General features: G+C 40.3%; 17 protein-coding genes. 7 read left to right on the top strand and 10 right to left on the bottom strand.

Going from position 1 to position 16,426, the window contains the following annotated elements:
- Positions 1–40: 40 nt before the first annotated feature.
- The 9 genes from FTT76_RS11845 to FTT76_RS11885 all read right to left on the bottom strand — a co-directional run bounded on the left by FTT76_RS11845 (position 41) and on the right by FTT76_RS11885 (position 9,616).
- On the bottom strand, positions 41–367 hold the full coding sequence (locus FTT76_RS11845; protein WP_180004252.1) for an RnfH family protein: 327 nt from the start codon (positions 365–367) through the stop codon (positions 41–43).
- Entirely contained in the window at positions 367–1,449 is a 1,083-nt protein-coding gene (locus FTT76_RS11850; protein WP_180190543.1) for a hypothetical protein, read from the bottom strand. Before FTT76_RS11850 ends, FTT76_RS11845 begins: the two co-directional genes overlap by 1 nt.
- A 142-nt stretch (positions 1,450–1,591) precedes the next feature.
- On the bottom strand, positions 1,592–2,047 hold the full coding sequence (locus tag FTT76_RS11855) for a bacteriohemerythrin (RefSeq protein ID WP_078190032.1): 456 nt from the start codon (positions 2,045–2,047) through the stop codon (positions 1,592–1,594).
- 263 nt (positions 2,048–2,310) lie between these two features.
- Positions 2,311–3,159: a class II glutamine amidotransferase gene (locus tag FTT76_RS11860; protein WP_111885279.1), complete on the bottom strand. Its 849-nt coding sequence runs from the start codon at positions 3,157–3,159 to the stop codon at positions 2,311–2,313.
- A 209-nt stretch (positions 3,160–3,368) separates the two neighbouring features.
- A complete protein-coding gene (gene argB, locus FTT76_RS11865) occupies positions 3,369–4,277 on the bottom strand; it encodes an acetylglutamate kinase (RefSeq protein WP_180190544.1) in 909 nt (302 codons plus the stop codon).
- A gap of 10 nt (positions 4,278–4,287) precedes the next feature.
- Entirely contained in the window at positions 4,288–5,712 is a 1,425-nt protein-coding gene (locus tag FTT76_RS11870) for a phosphomannomutase/phosphoglucomutase (RefSeq protein WP_180050362.1), read from the bottom strand.
- A gap of 577 nt (positions 5,713–6,289) precedes the next feature.
- Positions 6,290–6,742 (bottom strand): dUTP diphosphatase, encoded by a 453-nt coding sequence (dut, locus tag FTT76_RS11875; RefSeq protein ID WP_111885270.1) that lies wholly within the window; start codon positions 6,740–6,742, stop codon positions 6,290–6,292.
- A gap of 64 nt (positions 6,743–6,806) precedes the next feature.
- Positions 6,807–8,846: a UvrD-helicase domain-containing protein gene (locus tag FTT76_RS11880; protein WP_078193107.1), complete on the bottom strand. Its 2,040-nt coding sequence runs from the start codon at positions 8,844–8,846 to the stop codon at positions 6,807–6,809.
- Positions 8,847–8,983: 137 nt separating this feature from the next.
- Positions 8,984–9,616, bottom strand: coding sequence for an OmpA family protein (locus tag FTT76_RS11885; protein WP_078190036.1), 633 nt, complete (start codon positions 9,614–9,616; stop codon positions 8,984–8,986).
- Positions 9,617–9,863: 247 nt separating this feature from the next.
- Here FTT76_RS11885 and FTT76_RS11890 point away from each other — a divergent pair, with 247 nt between their 5' ends.
- The 6 genes from FTT76_RS11890 (at position 9,864) to FTT76_RS11915 (ending at position 14,442) form a co-directional block, all read left to right on the top strand.
- Complete coding sequence (locus FTT76_RS11890; protein WP_180063877.1) at positions 9,864–10,787, top strand: acyltransferase; 924 nt, start codon at positions 9,864–9,866, stop codon at positions 10,785–10,787.
- Positions 10,788–10,802: 15 nt separating this feature from the next.
- Positions 10,803–11,867, top strand: a complete 1,065-nt coding sequence (locus tag FTT76_RS11895) for a preprotein translocase subunit SecA (protein WP_373683471.1) — start codon at positions 10,803–10,805, stop codon at positions 11,865–11,867.
- Positions 11,868–11,992: 125 nt separating this feature from the next.
- Entirely contained in the window at positions 11,993–12,712 is a 720-nt protein-coding gene (gene minC, locus FTT76_RS11900; protein ID WP_180190545.1) for a septum site-determining protein MinC, read from the top strand.
- 65 nt (positions 12,713–12,777) lie between these two features.
- On the top strand, positions 12,778–13,590 hold the full coding sequence (gene minD / locus FTT76_RS11905) for a septum site-determining protein MinD (protein WP_067670152.1): 813 nt from the start codon (positions 12,778–12,780) through the stop codon (positions 13,588–13,590).
- A 2-nt stretch (positions 13,591–13,592) separates the two neighbouring features.
- Positions 13,593–13,865, top strand: coding sequence for a cell division topological specificity factor MinE (gene minE / locus FTT76_RS11910; protein WP_078190039.1), 273 nt, complete (start codon positions 13,593–13,595; stop codon positions 13,863–13,865).
- A gap of 289 nt (positions 13,866–14,154) precedes the next feature.
- Positions 14,155–14,442: a PA4642 family protein gene (locus tag FTT76_RS11915; RefSeq protein ID WP_067766167.1), complete on the top strand. Its 288-nt coding sequence runs from the start codon at positions 14,155–14,157 to the stop codon at positions 14,440–14,442.
- 79 nt (positions 14,443–14,521) lie between these two features.
- Here the strand turns inward: FTT76_RS11915 and FTT76_RS11920 are convergent, their stop codons facing one another.
- Entirely contained in the window at positions 14,522–15,424 is a 903-nt protein-coding gene (locus FTT76_RS11920; RefSeq protein ID WP_180190546.1) for an AEC family transporter, read from the bottom strand.
- Between the two features lie 104 nt (positions 15,425–15,528).
- Between FTT76_RS11920 and FTT76_RS11925 the strand changes: the two genes are divergently transcribed.
- The gene (locus FTT76_RS11925; protein WP_180134782.1) at positions 15,529–16,425 is read left to right on the top strand and encodes a LysR family transcriptional regulator; all 897 of its coding nucleotides are present in this window, start codon (positions 15,529–15,531) and stop codon (positions 16,423–16,425) included.
- Position 16,426: the final 1 nt, after the last annotated feature.

Here is a 16,426-nt window from a genome sequence, read left to right on the forward strand (position 1 = left end):
CTTTCAGATAAAAATAAACCCCTAAATTTAGGGGTTTTTTTTATAAGTACAATTGTTTGAAACGATTGCCTCGACAATAACGACCAACGGGATTTTTCTTGGCGCGATTACGACGAATATCTTTCGGATTAATGGTTAATGCACGATAGATTTCGACACGATCACCTGCTTCAAGTAACTGAGATGAATCGCTTACACGCGCCCCGAAGATTCCTAGTGTTAATACTTCTGGTAAATCTACTTGTTTTCGAATGCCACTTTGCACAATAGCATCTTCAACCGTCATACCGGGATTAAAGATTAGAGGAATTAATATCTGCTGTTCCACGCTCGCATAAGCCACCCACACTTGTAACTGAGCTGTCATTAGAATAACTGCCCAATCACAGCCACCAATGCCAATATTATTGACAAGGGCACTACGATACGTACAGCAATACGCCAAATATTATAAAAGGTTTCATGACTGAAGTTCATTGACTTACGTAGATGACTAATCTTCATAATCCAACCTGCGAAAATCGCATAAATCAGACAAATAATTAAGCCCCAAATCAACAAGGCAATATTAAATACTGGAACAACAGTGCTCAGTGCCCATACAAAAACCGCAACCAATAAAATCGCCCATTGCACCACTATGGCCAATTGGCGTTGTTGTAATTGTTCACGTGCCATTTGAATCAGCAATGCTGAAGCTGCGACTAAACCCACAACCAGTGCTAAAGCAGATACTTGTGCTTTTGCTGCGAAAAAGGCAAAAGCAACCACTGCCAAAAGTTGAGCGATCCAAATCGGAAATACCGTTTTGCTTGCAATCTCTTGTTGCTTCACGGCTGGTAAACTTGACTGCCAATACAAGCCCATCCCCAAACCACTTGCTACGAGCGCCAAGACAGTTGCATTGCCCCACTCACTAAATTCGAGCGCAGTCATTTTCCACTCTGGTAAGGCAGTTCCCATAACATTCGCTAAAACTACTGCAGCAATCACACCAATAGCGGTCAAAATCACTAAAAATTGGCGTGGTACAAATGACAATGCAAATGCAATCACCGCAAGGACAGCCAAAATCATGCTATAAGCAAAACCATTGGCTGTAAAAGTTGCCACATATTGCGACGCGGCTGAAAGCATGGCACCTGCTAGAAATGGAATAAATACTACGGCAAGCCATCCCACCAAACGCCATTTTGGCGAAGCATCTGCATCACGTGTCAGCGAAGACAGCGCTTGGACTGCTGTGGTTTTTGAGCGTTTTGCTAACGCAATCTCCAAATAACATAGTGGTAAAGCTAAAATAAGCATTGTACCTAGCCACAACAGCCAGAAATCTAGCTGACGTTCAATTTGAATACCTGTTACCGGTGCTAAAGTTGCAATAATGATAAAAGATAAACAGAACGCCATCAGTGGCGATAACCATTTCGACATCGCATTGTCCTGCATGACAAATTCCTTTGAAAATTCTAGCGCTATTTTGCCTTGCTGTGCCTTGAAAATCAAAAACAAAAAGCAAATCACCTTAAAGGTGATTTGCTGCGCAAATAATATTATAAGAATTTAATTGTTTTTATTTCATTTTTTGAGGTTATGAAAAGAAACGTGCAAACCAATTTTTGCCTTTTTTCTTTTCTTTTTCTTTGATGATACCCATCATATTTTCTTTAACAGCACCGACATAATCAGCATCATCGTGCTGAATATGGTTAATCAGCCATTTTGAAAGCACTTCATGTAATTCATTTTCAATCGCATGCCCCATTTCAAAACGGTCACGGTAAGATTCAATTTTTTTAATAAATAAATCATGTACGCGTTTATGTGGCACACGATATTTATAACCCGCTTCTTCTTGTAAAGATTCTTCGAAGGTAAAATGTGATTGCGTGTAATCAATAATGTTTTCCAGAATTTGTTTTACACGATCACGATCTGTATTTGCGTCAATGCCATCAATTTCATTGATGTAGTCAAGAATCCGTTTGTGTTGATCGTCAATCACATCGATACCAGTATTGTATTCTGGAACCCATTTCATTTTCATTACGACCACCTATAAATATGAAGGACTTATCACGTAAATTTCATCATATAATTAAAGAACTTAAATAAAAATGAAGTAAAAAGGTTGGTTTTAATTGAAATACTGCCATTTATATTGTAATCAATTGTTTTTATTATGTTAATTTATTTAATCCCGAGTATAAAGCTAAGATATTTTTTAATCAATTCAATATCTTAGAAAACACCCTTAATTCAATAAAGTGTAAGATATTCATTTTTATAATGAATATCTTTCATTCAAAATTAATACTGATCTGCACGTGTGACACGTTTTAAAGATGGGTCCAGCCGCTCACGTTCTAAACGTTCAACAACCGTCTTTGCAGCACGAATTGGACGACCATGTTGAAATAAAATCATTTCACCCGGCTCAAATGCTGTCCAAACTTCGTTTTGCGTTAGGGGTTCAGTGGTAATCACGGCAACACGGTCTTCAGGCGTAGTGACTTCACTAAAATCGACTTCAACATCAATATCAATCAACTGTGCAGGCTGAAATGGAAACTCTCGAACCAGCCAATGCAGCTTGGTAATCGCATAACTAAATAGCGCCTGCCCATTCGACAAACAAAAATTAAAGGTGCCATGTTCTGCAATTTTAGGAGAAATTTCTAATAACAGATCAAACACCTGATCGAGTGTAGGTTCGGTATAACCAAAACGTTTCACCATTTGCTCGAGCAAATAGCAAAAGGCCAATTCACTGTCGGTATTGCCGACGGGGCTGAAGCGCCCTGTGAGCTCAGGCTGAAAGCCATGTAGGTCGCCATTATGTGCAAAAATCCACTGTCTGCCCCACAATTCACGACTAAATGGATGTGAGTTTTCAAGATTAATTTTGCCTTGTGTCGCTTTACGAATGTGTGCAATCACATTGCGAGATTTAATCGGGTAGTTTCGGATCAGCTCAGCAATCGGAGACTCTACAGCAGATTGATTGTCGACAAATAAACGACATGCTTTATCTTCAAAAAAAGCGATACCAAAGCCATCACAATGATCTGAGGTAATTCCTGCTCGCTGCGAAAATCCCCGAAACGAAAAAGTTATATCGGTAGGAGTCGCACAATTCATTCCGAGCAGCTGGCACATATCGATCATTTCATCAGTAAATCTATGATTTCTCTATTGTGCATGACAGTTTTGGTTGTTGTAAATCTAAAATCGGCGCCATTGTAAGAGTTTTTATAATCCAACAAGGCAAATACATTATTTGATCTTTCCAAACGTCACCTAGCCAACTGATAAATAATAAAAAAGCCTCAAAAGAGGCTTTTTTATATCAAAAAATGCTAAGTATCTTAAGCTTTTTTCACATTGGTTCGATTGGTGATTAAAGTCCCCACACCATGATCTGTAAAGATTTCAAGTAATGTTGCATGAGGTACACGACCATCAACGATATGCGCGCTGATTACGCTGCCTTTGACTGCATCTAATGCACAGCCAACTTTCGGAATCATGCCGCCATAGATCACGCCAGTTTCAATCAAACGATCGACTTCTTGGGTGGTTAACCCAGTCAGCAGATTTTTATTTTCGTCTAAAACACCCGTGATATTGGTCAAAAGAATTAGCTTTTCCGCACCCAATGCTTCAGCCACTTTACCTGCAACCAAGTCAGCATTGATGTTATAGGTGTTGCCGTCTTCGTCTACACCTAATGGTGCAATAACAGGAATAAAATCGCTTTGGGTAAACATTTCAAGTACGTCAGTTTTCACACCAACCACTTCGCCAACTAGACCTAAATCAATCTGTTTTACTGAACCATCTTCGGCTGTTTTTTCCATCAATAATTTTTGCGCACGGATCAAATTACCATCTTTACCCGTTAAACCAATTGCACGGCCACCGTGTTTATTGATTAAGTTCACAATCGATTTGTTCACGCTGCCGCCCAAGACCATCTCGACAACTTCCATCGTTGCAGGATCAGTCACGCGCATACCGTCGATACGATCAGACTCACGGCCTAATTGTTTGAGGAATGAATCCACTTGTGGACCACCGCCATGAACCACAATCGGATTTAAACCAACCGTTTTCAGCAGCACGATATCACGTGCAAATGAGCTCTCAAGCTCAGGATCGGTCATGGCATTACCACCATACTTCACTACCAGCGTCTTACCCGCAAAACGTTGAATATACGGCAAAGCTTCCGTCAGGATTTGTGCTTTGTCGATGCCAGTATGTTGATGTGGCATTTGCCTCTCCTTATTGAGCATCTGGAATGTCATGAGCAATGTCTGGATAGTGCTCAACTAACATGGAAACAAACAGATCTCGTATTTCTTTTAAGCGTGCTGATGAGTTGGCATCAAAGCGTAAAGTGAAATACTCACCTGTATTCGATGCTCGAATGATGCCAAATCCATCATCAAAATCAAGGCGTATTCCATCAATTTTACTGATTTGTGCCAGAATTCGCGTAGAATTGGCTTCAACCTGCTTTAAAACTTCCGCTGGATCATGCTGATGCGTACTGACATATAAATCTTCGGTACTAAAGCGCTCTGGATATTTCGCCAAAGCTTCTGACAATGTCAGCCCCTGAGTTTGAATATATTCTAAGACCCTTAAGGCAGCATATAGACCGTCGTCATAGCCACCACCACGACCGTCATTAAAAACATAATGCCCTGCGTATTCACCACCAAAAACCGCTTTGCCTTTAGATTGGGAAATATATTTTCGCAAGAAACTACTGCCCGTTCGAATCATGACAGGCTGCGCATCTAAATCGCACACGGTATCCCGAATCATTGTTGAACATTTCACATCAAATACCACCTCTGCATGTGGTTTTTGAGTCAAACAAATTTCAGCAAATAAACACAATAATCGATCTGCAGAAACGACTTTGCCAGTTTCATCAATCAGCACTAAACGATCACCATCACCATCTAAAGCAATGCCAATATCGGCTTTTTGTAGCTGTATGGCTTGGCGGAGATGGGTTAAATGTTTGAGCTGTGATGGATCTGGAGCATGATCAGGGAAATGTCCATCAGCTTGGCAACGTAATGCCAAAACTTCACAGCCTAATTTATTTAATAATAAGGCTGCACAATGCCCAGCTGAACCATGCATGCCATCGATCACAACTTTAAGTGGTTGCTGTAAATGAATGTCATCTAAAATAAATTTCTGATAGGCCAAACAATATTCAGGCTTGATTTCGTGTGGCTCAATTTCAGTCATCAAATGCACACGTTCCGATGAAAAACAATTTCGTGCTTCGACTGCAACGTGTTGAATCATCTCTGGACAAGGTGGCTCACCTTTGATAATCCACTTGATACCATTATCTGATTTTGGATTATGGCTCGCCGTCACCATAATGCCATTGCCTTGAAATTGTCCCGCAATAAAATACAACATCGGGCTTGAGCAGCAGCCAATAATTTCCGCTTCAAGGCCAGCCTCATGGCAGACTTTTTGAATTATTTTTGCATAGGTTGGACTGGTTAAACGCGCATCATAGCCAATGGCAAGTCTCTTTTGCCCTACATCTAAATATTGTTTGACTAAGCCACAAGCAATTGACTGAACTAAATCAGCATTTAAGAGCGATATTTTCCCGCGAATGTCATATGCACGAAAAATATGTTGCGGAAAGTGACTAAACAGTGAACCCATACTATGTTCTTCTAATTACATCTTTATTAATTAAAAAATCTTAAATTCTATTTAGAATTTAAGCTTTTAATTAAAGGATAAAATCCTGAAAAAAAGTGTAGCTTTTTTATAACAATTTTAGTTAATAATCAATTAATAATATTTAAACACTGATCAAAAACTTAAAATCAATCCAAAAACACCTATTATCTCTAAATTATTTTTTAAATAAATCAAGACTTTACAATTTATAAAATATCAAACCACGCGTTCATCTATATTTATTTTACTTTTCAAACATTTTTAAACCCCTCTTCCACTCTGTACAAATATAGTAAATTGATTAAATTTAAATCAACAAACAAGGCTCAATTTATTCTTCTCTATTAAAATATAAACCGAGTAATTTCATCAGAATTAAATTTTTCGAGATAAGCCTATAAACGATATTGATAAAAGCCTAAACACTCTAAATATAGGTTTGATTTTTAATAAATTAAAATGATATAAATAAAAACCATCACGAGGATGGTTTTTATTAGCTACTTGATTGTAGGCATTTACTTGTCAACACACTGGATCAAAAGTCTTGCGCTGATTAGTTTTTACCTGTATGACCAAAACCGCCTGCTCCTCGTTCAGTGGCTTCAAACTCATCCACAATATCAAACTGAGCTTGTACAACTGGCACTAAAACATATTGTGCTAAACGCTCACCCGGCTCTAGGCTAAATGCCGTTTGGCTACGGTTCCAAACAGATACCATCAATTCACCTTGGTAGTCTGAGTCAATCAAACCGACCAAGTTACCCAACACGATTCCGTGTTTATGACCTAAGCCTGAACGTGGCAGAATTAAACCTGCAAAGTTAGTATCTTCGATATAAATCGATAGGCCTGTTTTTACCAGAACAGTTTGACCCGGTTCAATTACGGTGGTTTCTTCTACACATGCACGGAGATCAAGACCTGCCGAACCTGCTGTGGCATAAGTTGGCATTGGCCATTCCGTACCTAAACGTGTGTCGAGAACTTTAACTTGAACTTTCATGGTTCATTCCTGTTTCAATAAAACGAATTTCAAAAAATAAATAAAATATTCTACGCTTTAAGCTTTAACGCTTAATCAGCGCGCGTAAATTTTCTAAATAATGCTGTGCTTGCTGTTTAGGATCGATATCCCCTGCCAGCTTTTTCTTGCGGCCTAACCACTCCAATTCATCTTGTGGCAGTTCGTCCAAGAAACGGCTTGGTGTCATTTGTCGCATTTGACCACCGGCTTTACGTTGCTCTGCTAGAGTCATAGTTAAGCCTTGACGTGCACGAGTAATCCCCACGTACATCAAACGTCGTTCTTCCTCGACCGTGTCAGCAGCAATGGAGTTTTTATGCGGTAGAATTTCTTCTTCCAGACCAATCAAATAAACGAATGGAAATTCCAGACCTTTCGACGCATGAAGTGTTAACAAATTGACTTTATCGGTGTCTTCTTCTTCTTGTTGCTGTTCTAACATATCGAGCAGCACCATTTTACGAATCACACTTTCAATGTTCTTTTCATCTACATCTTCAGCGCGGTTTATCAAACTTTGAATACTGCTATATAGCACTTCAATATTATCCAGTTTGGTTTTTTCCTGCGCAGGAGTAGCTGCAGATTCTTTAACATAGTCGATATAACCTGCTTCAATCATCATGCGACGAATGATCGGAACAGGTTCATCATCTTCTAATAATTCACGAGTAAAGGTCGAAATAAAGTCCGCAAATTCGGCCAATTGGGTTGTGGCTTTTTTCGGAATCGCCATGCTTAAGCGCTGGTCACCTGCTGCACTGAGTAAGGATAAATTACTTTCCTGCGCAAATAAGCCAAGCTTTTCCAAAGTCACAGGACCAATCGCACGTTTTGGCGTATTGATAATTCGTAAAAATGCACTGTCATCTTCAGGGTTGATGATCAAACGTAAGTAGCTCATCAAGTCCTTAATTTCAGCACGAGCGAAGAAAGACTGACCACCCGATAATTTATACGGGATCTGCATTTGGCGTAGCTGTGTCTCTAGAGCACGCGCTTGGAAATTACCACGGTATAAAATGGCGTAGTCTTTCCAATTTTTACCGTTCATCAGCTTGTGCGTAATCAAGTCTTTTACCACGCGTTCTGATTCATCATCGTCATTACGACAAGTAATCACGCGGATTACTTCACCATGGCCTTTATCTGACCAAAGCTTTTTATCGAAAATATGTGGGTTATTGCCAATAACTGTATTGGCAGCTTTTAAAATACGACTGGTCGAGCGATAGTTTTGCTCAAGCTTAATCACTTTCAGATTACGGAAATCTTCCTTCAATAAAGCCATGTTCTCAGGCTTAGCACCACGCCATGCATAAATCGATTGGTCATCATCACCTACCGCAGTGAATTGTCCCATGACACCCACGAGTAATTTCACCAAAATATATTGCGCGGTGTTGGTATCTTGATATTCGTCGACCAATAAATAGCGGATTCGATTTTGCCAACGATCACGCACTTCTGCATTTTCTTGTAATAAGCGCGTTGGCATGACAATTAAATCATCAAAATCAACGGCATTGTACGCACGTAAATTACGCTCATACAGTTGATACAAATGCGCAAATTGAACATCTTCTGCTGTTTCACAAGTGGTGTGCGCTTGCTCAGGTGGAATCAGATCGTTTTTCCAATCTGAAATCATTTTCATGGCTTTGGCAATCAGCTCTTTACTTTCTGCACCCGACAAATTGTCACGATGCATTAAATCCATCAAAATGCGTTTGCAGTCATCTGCATCTAAAATAGAAAAGTTATTTTTTAACGGTGTATTTTTTAATTCCAAACGAAGCATGTTTAGCCCGAAGTTATGGAATGTAGAAACCGACAGCCCTTTTGCCTCTTCACGACTCATCAGCTTCGTCACACGCTCTTTCATTTCACGCGCAGCTTTGTTGGTAAAGGTCATTGCGGTGATACGGTGCGCAGGAATACCACAATGCTTCACCAGATAGGCAATTTTACGGGTAATCACCGATGTTTTGCCTGAACCTGCCCCTGCAAGTACTAACAAGGGTCCTTGAGTGTATTTCATTGCTTCAAGTTGCTTGTCGTTCAACTGACTTGCCAGTGACATAGTCTTTCCTCTTATTAATTCGAGGATGATTATAGTCATCTGAAACGATCTTGCCTAATGCAAAATGTATTTTATCGGTCATTAAAAATGCCATAAAAAAAGCCACCCGAGGGTGGCCTTTCGTTTCGAACTAAAACTTATTTAGTTTCGTAAACTGAGATTTCTACGCGACGGTTTTGTTCACGACCTGCAGCAGTTGAGTTATCCGCTACTGGAGAAGTTGAACCGTAACCACGTGCAGTAATACGAGTTGAAGAAATACCTTGAGACGCTAGGTAGTTTTTCACTGAGTTTGCACGGTTTTGAGAAAGTGGGTTGTTGATCGCATCAGAACCTGTGTTATCTGTGTGACCGTGTACAACGATTGCAAGTTTGTTTGCAGTACCGTCTTCACGCAATACTTTAGCAACGTCATTCAACGCAGATTGGAACTGAGATTGAATAGTTGAAGAGTTAGTTGCGAAAGTTACTGATGGCATAACAAGGTTGATCGAACCATCTGGATTACGACCTACGTCAACACCAGTACCAGCCAATTCTTGTTTAAGACGTTGTTCTTTCTTATCAAGAAGAAGACCAGCACCCGCGCCAACTACAGCACCAATTGCTGCTGCTTGACCCATTTTGTCTTTATCAGCATTAGAATAAGCAATACCAGCGCCTAAAAGAGCACCTAGACCAGTACCGATTGCTGCTTTGTCATATTCCATGTTTTGACAACCAGTAAGTGCCATTGCCCCAACTACTGCCGAAATTACTAGTGCACGCATTGCATGCCTCCTTCTTTGTGTTTTGTTGTATGGTTGAAATGATGAAGTAAAACAAATGGCTGAACCATTGATTTTTTGTTAATAATAAAACGTTTAGTTACAATTTGTAATATGAATACGAGATTTATTTGTTAATTCCATCACAATTTCTTCACAGTTCTGCAGATGCCCTTTTTTATTTAATCAACTCGAACTATATTTATTAGAATCAATCATTATTTGGACAATTTCCGCTAGGACTTTTTATATGTCATCTCAAACAAATAAGCAACCGACACTAAAAAAAATTAGCAAAGGACTTACCGTCGGTTCAGTTATGACAGGCAGTACTTTTTTCCATGGTCCTCCTGTACTAGCCCTTGGTCTAACCAAACTCTTTAAAAAATCAAAAAAGGTTGATGAAACCAACATAAAAATTACCAACAGTTGGCTCACGGTCAATAACTGGTTAATTGATCACGTTTTACCCAACACAAAATGGGATATCACCATCGATGAAGGCCTCGACTTAAATTTGCATGGTCGCTATCTCATGACCTGTAACCATCAGAGTTGGGTCGATACAACAGTTAACCAATATTTTGGTTTAACCCGTATGCCACTGACGCGTTTCTTTACCAAATGGGAACTCATTTTCATTCCATTTGTTGGACAAGCTTTTAAAATTTTAGGCTTCCCAATGATGAAACGTCATAGCAAAGAACAAATCGCGAAAAATCCTGAACTTAAATATCGAGATATGGAAGAAGCGCGTAAATCTTGTGAACAGTTATTGAGCCAGCCTTTTACCCTGCTGAACTATTTGGAAGGCACTCGCTTTACCCCTGAAAAGCATGCGCAGCAGCAGTCACCGTATCAAAACCTTCTTAAGCCAAAAGCGGGTGGTTTAGCACTGGCACTCAATATTTTAGGGGATCAAGTTGATGCTCTCGTAGATATGACCATTGTCTATCCAAATGGTGCACCAGGTTATGGCGAATTTTGGCTAGGTGAAGTTCCACGTATCGCCGTGGATTTACGTAAAATTGAAATTCCAACGTGGGTGCATGGCGGCAACTATGAAGATGATGCAGAATTCCGTGAAAAATTTCAGCATTGGGTGGATGAGCTGTGGACGGAGAAAGACCAACTCATTACTCGTATGAAAGCTAAATACTCAGTTACTGAATAATTAAGAAGAAGTTTTATGTCGCAGAACAGCATGCCGCAAAACAAGAAATCTAAATATCATCATGTCAATCCAAACAGTTGGTCATTCAAACTGTTTTTGATTTATGACATATTCATGGTGTTTATTATTGTTTTTAACTTGTTCTGCCTGTGCATGAACTTTTTCCTCATGAGCAATCTTGGCAGTTGGTTCTTTAACAGTATCCACCTGCCCGATGTGCTGAGTTTTTACCGTGAACATTTACATCCATGGGTGATTACTACCGAAGCGTGGTTCATTATCTTTTTGATTGTAGAATTGTTGGTGCGCTGGGCGATTGCCATCATCAACAAGCACCATCAGCGCTGGTTCTTCTTCCCGTTTATACATTGGTACGAAATTTTAGCTATTGTGCCGCATTTACGTTTCCTGCGTTTATTTCGTGCGGGCATTATTGCTTATCGACTGTATGAAATGGGCTATCAAATCGTGCCTTCTGCATGGCAGAAAAAGGCATTGTTCTACTATCGAGTCGTGATGGAAGAACTGTCAGATCGTGTGGTACTTACCGTGTTAGATGGTGTTAAGCATGAGCTCAATACCAGTACAACCCATAAAGACCTAATTAGTAATCTTGTGCAGCATCACCGTGAGATGTTCACCCAAGTTTTAGCTGAGATTTTGCAAGAAAATTTAAGCAAAGAGCTACGTACTGAACGTGAATTGATCGCCAAAAATGTCGGACAAATCGTCAGTCAGGCCATTGAAGATACCCCCGAGCTCACGCAGCTATTGCGCTTAGTGCCAATCGTTGGCAGCCGCATTGAACAGCAGATTCAAAGTATCGGGCAACGTTTGGGTGAAAATATTACCCAAGGTTTAATTTCCCCATTGGCTTATCCCAATACATCTACGGCTCAAAAACCCAATCTATATTTAGACATTTCACAGCGTGTTAGCCGTATTGAAATCGAAAATAATGTCCAGCTGGATGAGTTGGTTCGCTCTGCGGTTTTTGAAAGTCTAGAGGCTATTCGTAAGCAAGTGAAAGTAAAACAGTGGCAGCAGATTATGCAGGAACAGGACCAAGCTACAGAATAAACACTTAGTCAAAAATAATTGCGAACTCCGCTAGAGTATTCATGCAAATTGTTCTAGGATTTGCTCTATTTACAACATAACTACTTCGGCACAAAAGTAATAGTTAGAAGTCTCAAGGATTCAATATGGCTGATATACGGATAAAAGGCAAAATGGTCAATGCGATTCGCATTCACCTCGATACCAATGATCATGATGCGATCCGCCAGCAACTTACTCCAATGTTCCAAAAGGCTTTTCCACCCGGAACATTAGCCGTGATTGAAAGTACGGTTGATCAAGAACTAATTGCACTGATTCAACTACTTATTAGTATTGAAATTCAACCGATTGGTGTCACTGAAGGTCCGCTATCGGACCAAGCACGTGCTATCCAATTTCCCGTAGTTCCTGCGGATCGCAAACTACAAAAAGTTAAACCGACACGCGAACAAGTGGTTGAAGAACCCGCACCTGCAGAAGAAAAAACCGAAGATAAAATTGCTGCAGTCGAAGTACCGACCATTCGTCATGCTACGTCGTATCACAATGAAATCTTACGTACAGGTCAATGTTTAGTCCAAGACCATGGCGATATCATTATTAATGCTGGTATTAATAGCGGTTCAGAAGTAATTGCTTCAGGAAATATACATATTTATGGTAGTGCTCGTGGTAGAGTCATTGCCGGAGCTGGTGGGAACACGGCTGCACGTATTTTCTGCCATTCATTAGAAGCTGAATTGGTTTCAATTGCAGGGACTTACTGTGTCGCTGATGACATTCCACCTCATGTGGTCAAACAGCCAGTACATATTTATTTGAATGACCAGCAAGAGCTAGTATTTGAAGCTTTGCAATTTTAATGTATAAATAATCACCAAACCCCTAATTAAAAAAGGGGATTTAAACCATAACAGGAGTGGATTCGGTGGCGAAAATTGTTGTCGTAACATCAGGTAAAGGTGGCGTAGGTAAAACAACTACAAGCGCATCTTTTGCAACAGGTTTAGCCCTTCGCGGCCACAAAACTGTTGTGATCGACTTTGATGTGGGTTTACGTAACCTAGACTTGATCATGGGCTGTGAACGCCGCGTTGTATATGACTTTGTAAACGTATTGAATAACGAAGCTCGATTACAACAAGCGCTTATTCGCGATAAAGATATTGAAAATCTCTACATTCTACCTGCATCTCAAACCCGTGATAAAGACGCGTTAACAGATGAAGGTGTAGCACGTGTGATGGACGAACTTTCTCAAGAGTTTGATTACATTATTTGTGACTCACCTGCGGGTATCGAACGTGGTGCAATTTTAGCAATGTATCATGCTGATGAAGCGATCATTGTGACGAACCCAGAAATTTCTTCGGTACGTGACTCTGACCGTATTATTGGTATGCTCGACAGCAAAACCAAAAAAGTAGAACAAAACGAAGGTCGTATCCGTAAGCATCTCTGTATTACACGTTTCAATCCAGAACGTGCGGATAAACAAGAGATGTTGACGATTGATGACATTTCAAAAGATATTTTACGCGTACCGACTTTAGGTGTTATTCCTGAATGTAAAAGCGTTCTACAAGCATCGAACGAAGGTAAACCAGTGATTCTGTTTACAGAAGAAGCGGCTGGCCAAGCGTATGATGACCTTGTTGCACGTTTCCTTGGTGAAGAGCGCCCTTACCGTCACATTACGGTAAAACCTAAGGGTTGGTTAGCACGTCTATTTGGAGCGTAATCATGGCAGGATTCTGGAGCAAACTTTTTAGCAGCGACGAGAAACCGTCAAGCGCACAAACGGCAAAAGACCGTTTAAAAGTCATCGTGGCATCTGAAAATGGTCTGGGTAAACGCCTCAGCCAAGACAAGATCGACATGATGAAAAAAGAAATCATGCAAGTGGTAAACCGCTATGTTCGTGGTGTAGATGAGCAACATATTCAAATGTCTGTTCGTTCTGAAGCGAATATTGAAATGCTTGAAATGAATATCAATTTGCCTGAAGAACGTTAATCTGAATTCTGATTAGCCAAGTAAATTGAATCAAGGCAAAATGTGAGGCTGGATCAGTAAAGCGCTGCTTTACCCAGCCGCAAGACGAGAAGCTTTGCTTTGAGTGGGCTGGATTAGTTTTATTCCTTTGTCAGATCAAAAGTTTTGCTTCGGGTAAACGGGATAACAAAAAATAACTTTTGATCCAACCATAAAATGAGTCGCTTAACTTAGAGATGGCGAATAAAACCATTTTACTTGCGTACTCATTTTTGCCTTTTTGTATTTTTAAACCAGCAAGGAGATTGCGATGGCATTATCTCAGCCAGCAACGTTCAACGAAGAATGGTCAGATGAGCGTGTATTTGCCTACCTTACTCAGCTTCCTCCTGAAGGAGTGAATGGCGACTTTCACGTGCTTTACCATGCTTTCAAACATATGCGTCCAAATGACTATGAGCGTCTTTTGACTCAATTCGTTGCCGATGGTCGTGATGTGAACGCAACTAATCCTGAAGGTCAGCGTATTCATGACGTGATTGCTCAATATCCACGTCAAAGCGCAGGTTTCCTCGAAGTATTGGCAAAATTTGCTTAATTTCGAGTACCAAAAAAAGCCCGCATGATGCGGGCTTTTTTATCTTATTTAATACCGGCGTTATTGAATATCATCATAATCAATGCACGGTCAACATGAGCAATGGAAACATCAAGCCAAAACCAATGGTTTGCACACTAATAATCGCCGCCATCAGTTGTGAATCGCCCTGATAATAGCGTGTCAAAATATAAGACGATGATGCAGTTGGCAAAGCAAAAAAGACCACTAAAATCATTCGCTCAAAATCAGTCAGACCCATCCAAGTACTCAATAGATAAGCAATACATGGCATTAACATGAGACGCCCTATCGTATTTAAACTTAAACGACGTAGATCGGCGCGCATTTGCTGAAACTGTAATGCTGCCCCAACAGAAAGTAGTCCGAGCGGTAAACTCATGGCTGCCAAGATTTTTAATAGTTCAGGTAAGCCTTCAAACAGACTCAAGCCTGATAAATTAAACAATACCCCTGCAACACAGCCTAAAATTAAGGGATTTTTTGCGATGGACTGACAAGTCTGCCCCAATTGCTTCACACTTAAATTTGAAAACGCCAAGACTGAAATAATATTAACTAAGGGCACAGCAACGGCAATTAACATGGCAAACATCTGCATGCCTGTGGAGCCAAATAAAGCACCCATGAGCGACAAACCAATATAGGTATTAAAACGAATATGACTTTGGATATACACGCCAAAACGCTGCACGGGGATATGCATAAACTGCTTGATCCCCCACAACACGATGCTGATCAAACAGGTGCCCGCAACCAGTACTGTCAACATTCGTGAAACAGTGTTCATATCCAATTGCACGGCTGATACATTCAAAAATAGCAGCACAGGAAATAAAACGTAGTAATTGAGTTTTTCTGAATTTGCCCAAAATTCATTCTGAACAAACTGTGTATATTTAAGCACATAGCCCATCGCGATTAATGCAACGAGGGGAAACAATGCGACGACGATATTCATGCTGTACGCCTTGAAATAAAGTAGCTATTTCATCTTTAACCATTTATGTAGCACAATATAATCCTCATCTAGACTCATAACAAAATGAGTAATTACTCATGGCAATGACATTTTCTCAGCTTGAAATCTTTATTAAAGTCGCAGAACAACAAAGCTTTACTCTCGCTGCTCGACAGCTGGGAATTACTCAGTCAGCTGTCTCTCATGCCCTAAAGTGTTTAGAGCAGCATTGGAATGTCAGCTTATTTAGCCGTGAACAAGGCGAAATTAGCCTGACTCATATTGGTCAGCAGTTATTACTGCATGCTAAAGAAGTCATCAATACCGCACAAATCATGCAACAAGAAGTGCATGCCGCACATGGTATTCAACAAGGAACGCTGAGAATTGGCTCTTTTGGTTCTTCTAGTTCGATTCATCTGCTTCCAGAGCTATTAAAGGCATATAGAGAGCGTTATCCACACATTGAAATCTATGTCGAAGAAGGTACTGATGCAGAAGTGTCTCGTTGGATTTCTGAACGTCAGATTGATGTTGGTTTTGCCGTACTCCCCAAGCCGCAACTGTTCACCTTCCCCTTAATCCAAGATATTTTCATTGCCTTGATTCCAGATAGTTATTCAGTTTCCAAACACAGTCATTTAAATATCCAAGACCTACAAAACTACCCCTTTATTATGACCCGTGCAGGCAGCCAGTCCCATGTCGAAAAACTGCTTAAACAACACCAAATACAACCTAAAATCACCTATCAAATGTCGCAACTGTTAACCATTTTAAACATGGTGAATTTACAGGAAGGGATTGCTATCGTTGCGGATATGGCTATGCCTGCTGAGCTGTTGGCGCTACATCCACATGTGGTTAAACGTCCACTCTTTCCAAATACCCAACGGCAGATTGGACTCGCCGTAAAAAATCAAAAACTCATGAGCCCGGCCTGCAAAGCTTTTATCGAACTGGCCCAATCCATGTTCTACCAAGAAGAGTTCACAATCTAAA

Source organism: Acinetobacter sp. YH01009 (assembly GCF_013420765.1).
Taxonomy (GTDB): domain Bacteria; phylum Pseudomonadota; class Gammaproteobacteria; order Pseudomonadales; family Moraxellaceae; genus Acinetobacter; species Acinetobacter amyesii.

Bases quoted from the DNA above. Each gene is read 5' to 3' on its own strand.
- FTT76_RS11845 (WP_180004252.1), bottom strand. From the start codon at position 367: ATGACAGCTCAGTTACAAGTGTGGGTGGCTTATGCGAGCGTGGAACAG.
- FTT76_RS11880 (WP_078193107.1), bottom strand. From the start codon at position 8,846: ATGTCACTGGCAAGTCAGTTGAACGACAAGCAACTTGAAGCAATGAAA.
- FTT76_RS11855 (WP_078190032.1), bottom strand. From the start codon at position 2,047: ATGAAAATGAAATGGGTTCCAGAATACAATACTGGTATCGATGTGATT.
- FTT76_RS11915 (WP_067766167.1), top strand. From the start codon at position 14,155: ATGGCATTATCTCAGCCAGCAACGTTCAACGAAGAATGGTCAGATGAG.
- minC (WP_180190545.1), top strand. From the start codon at position 11,993: ATGGCTGATATACGGATAAAAGGCAAAATGGTCAATGCGATTCGCATT.
- FTT76_RS11870 (WP_180050362.1), bottom strand. From the start codon at position 5,712: ATGGGTTCACTGTTTAGTCACTTTCCGCAACATATTTTTCGTGCATAT.
- FTT76_RS11895 (WP_373683471.1), top strand. From the start codon at position 10,803: ATGTCGCAGAACAGCATGCCGCAAAACAAGAAATCTAAATATCATCAT.
- FTT76_RS11885 (WP_078190036.1), bottom strand. From the start codon at position 9,616: ATGCGTGCACTAGTAATTTCGGCAGTAGTTGGGGCAATGGCACTTACT.
- argB (WP_180190544.1), bottom strand. From the start codon at position 4,277: ATGCCACATCAACATACTGGCATCGACAAAGCACAAATCCTGACGGAA.
- FTT76_RS11860 (WP_111885279.1), bottom strand. From the start codon at position 3,159: ATGTGCCAGCTGCTCGGAATGAATTGTGCGACTCCTACCGATATAACT.
- FTT76_RS11890 (WP_180063877.1), top strand. From the start codon at position 9,864: ATGTCATCTCAAACAAATAAGCAACCGACACTAAAAAAAATTAGCAAA.
- FTT76_RS11920 (WP_180190546.1), bottom strand. From the start codon at position 15,424: ATGAATATCGTCGTCGCATTGTTTCCCCTCGTTGCATTAATCGCGATG.
- minE (WP_078190039.1), top strand. From the start codon at position 13,593: ATGGCAGGATTCTGGAGCAAACTTTTTAGCAGCGACGAGAAACCGTCA.
- dut (WP_111885270.1), bottom strand. From the start codon at position 6,742: ATGAAAGTTCAAGTTAAAGTTCTCGACACACGTTTAGGTACGGAATGG.
- FTT76_RS11925 (WP_180134782.1), top strand. From the start codon at position 15,529: ATGACATTTTCTCAGCTTGAAATCTTTATTAAAGTCGCAGAACAACAA.
- FTT76_RS11850 (WP_180190543.1), bottom strand. From the start codon at position 1,449: ATGCAGGACAATGCGATGTCGAAATGGTTATCGCCACTGATGGCGTTC.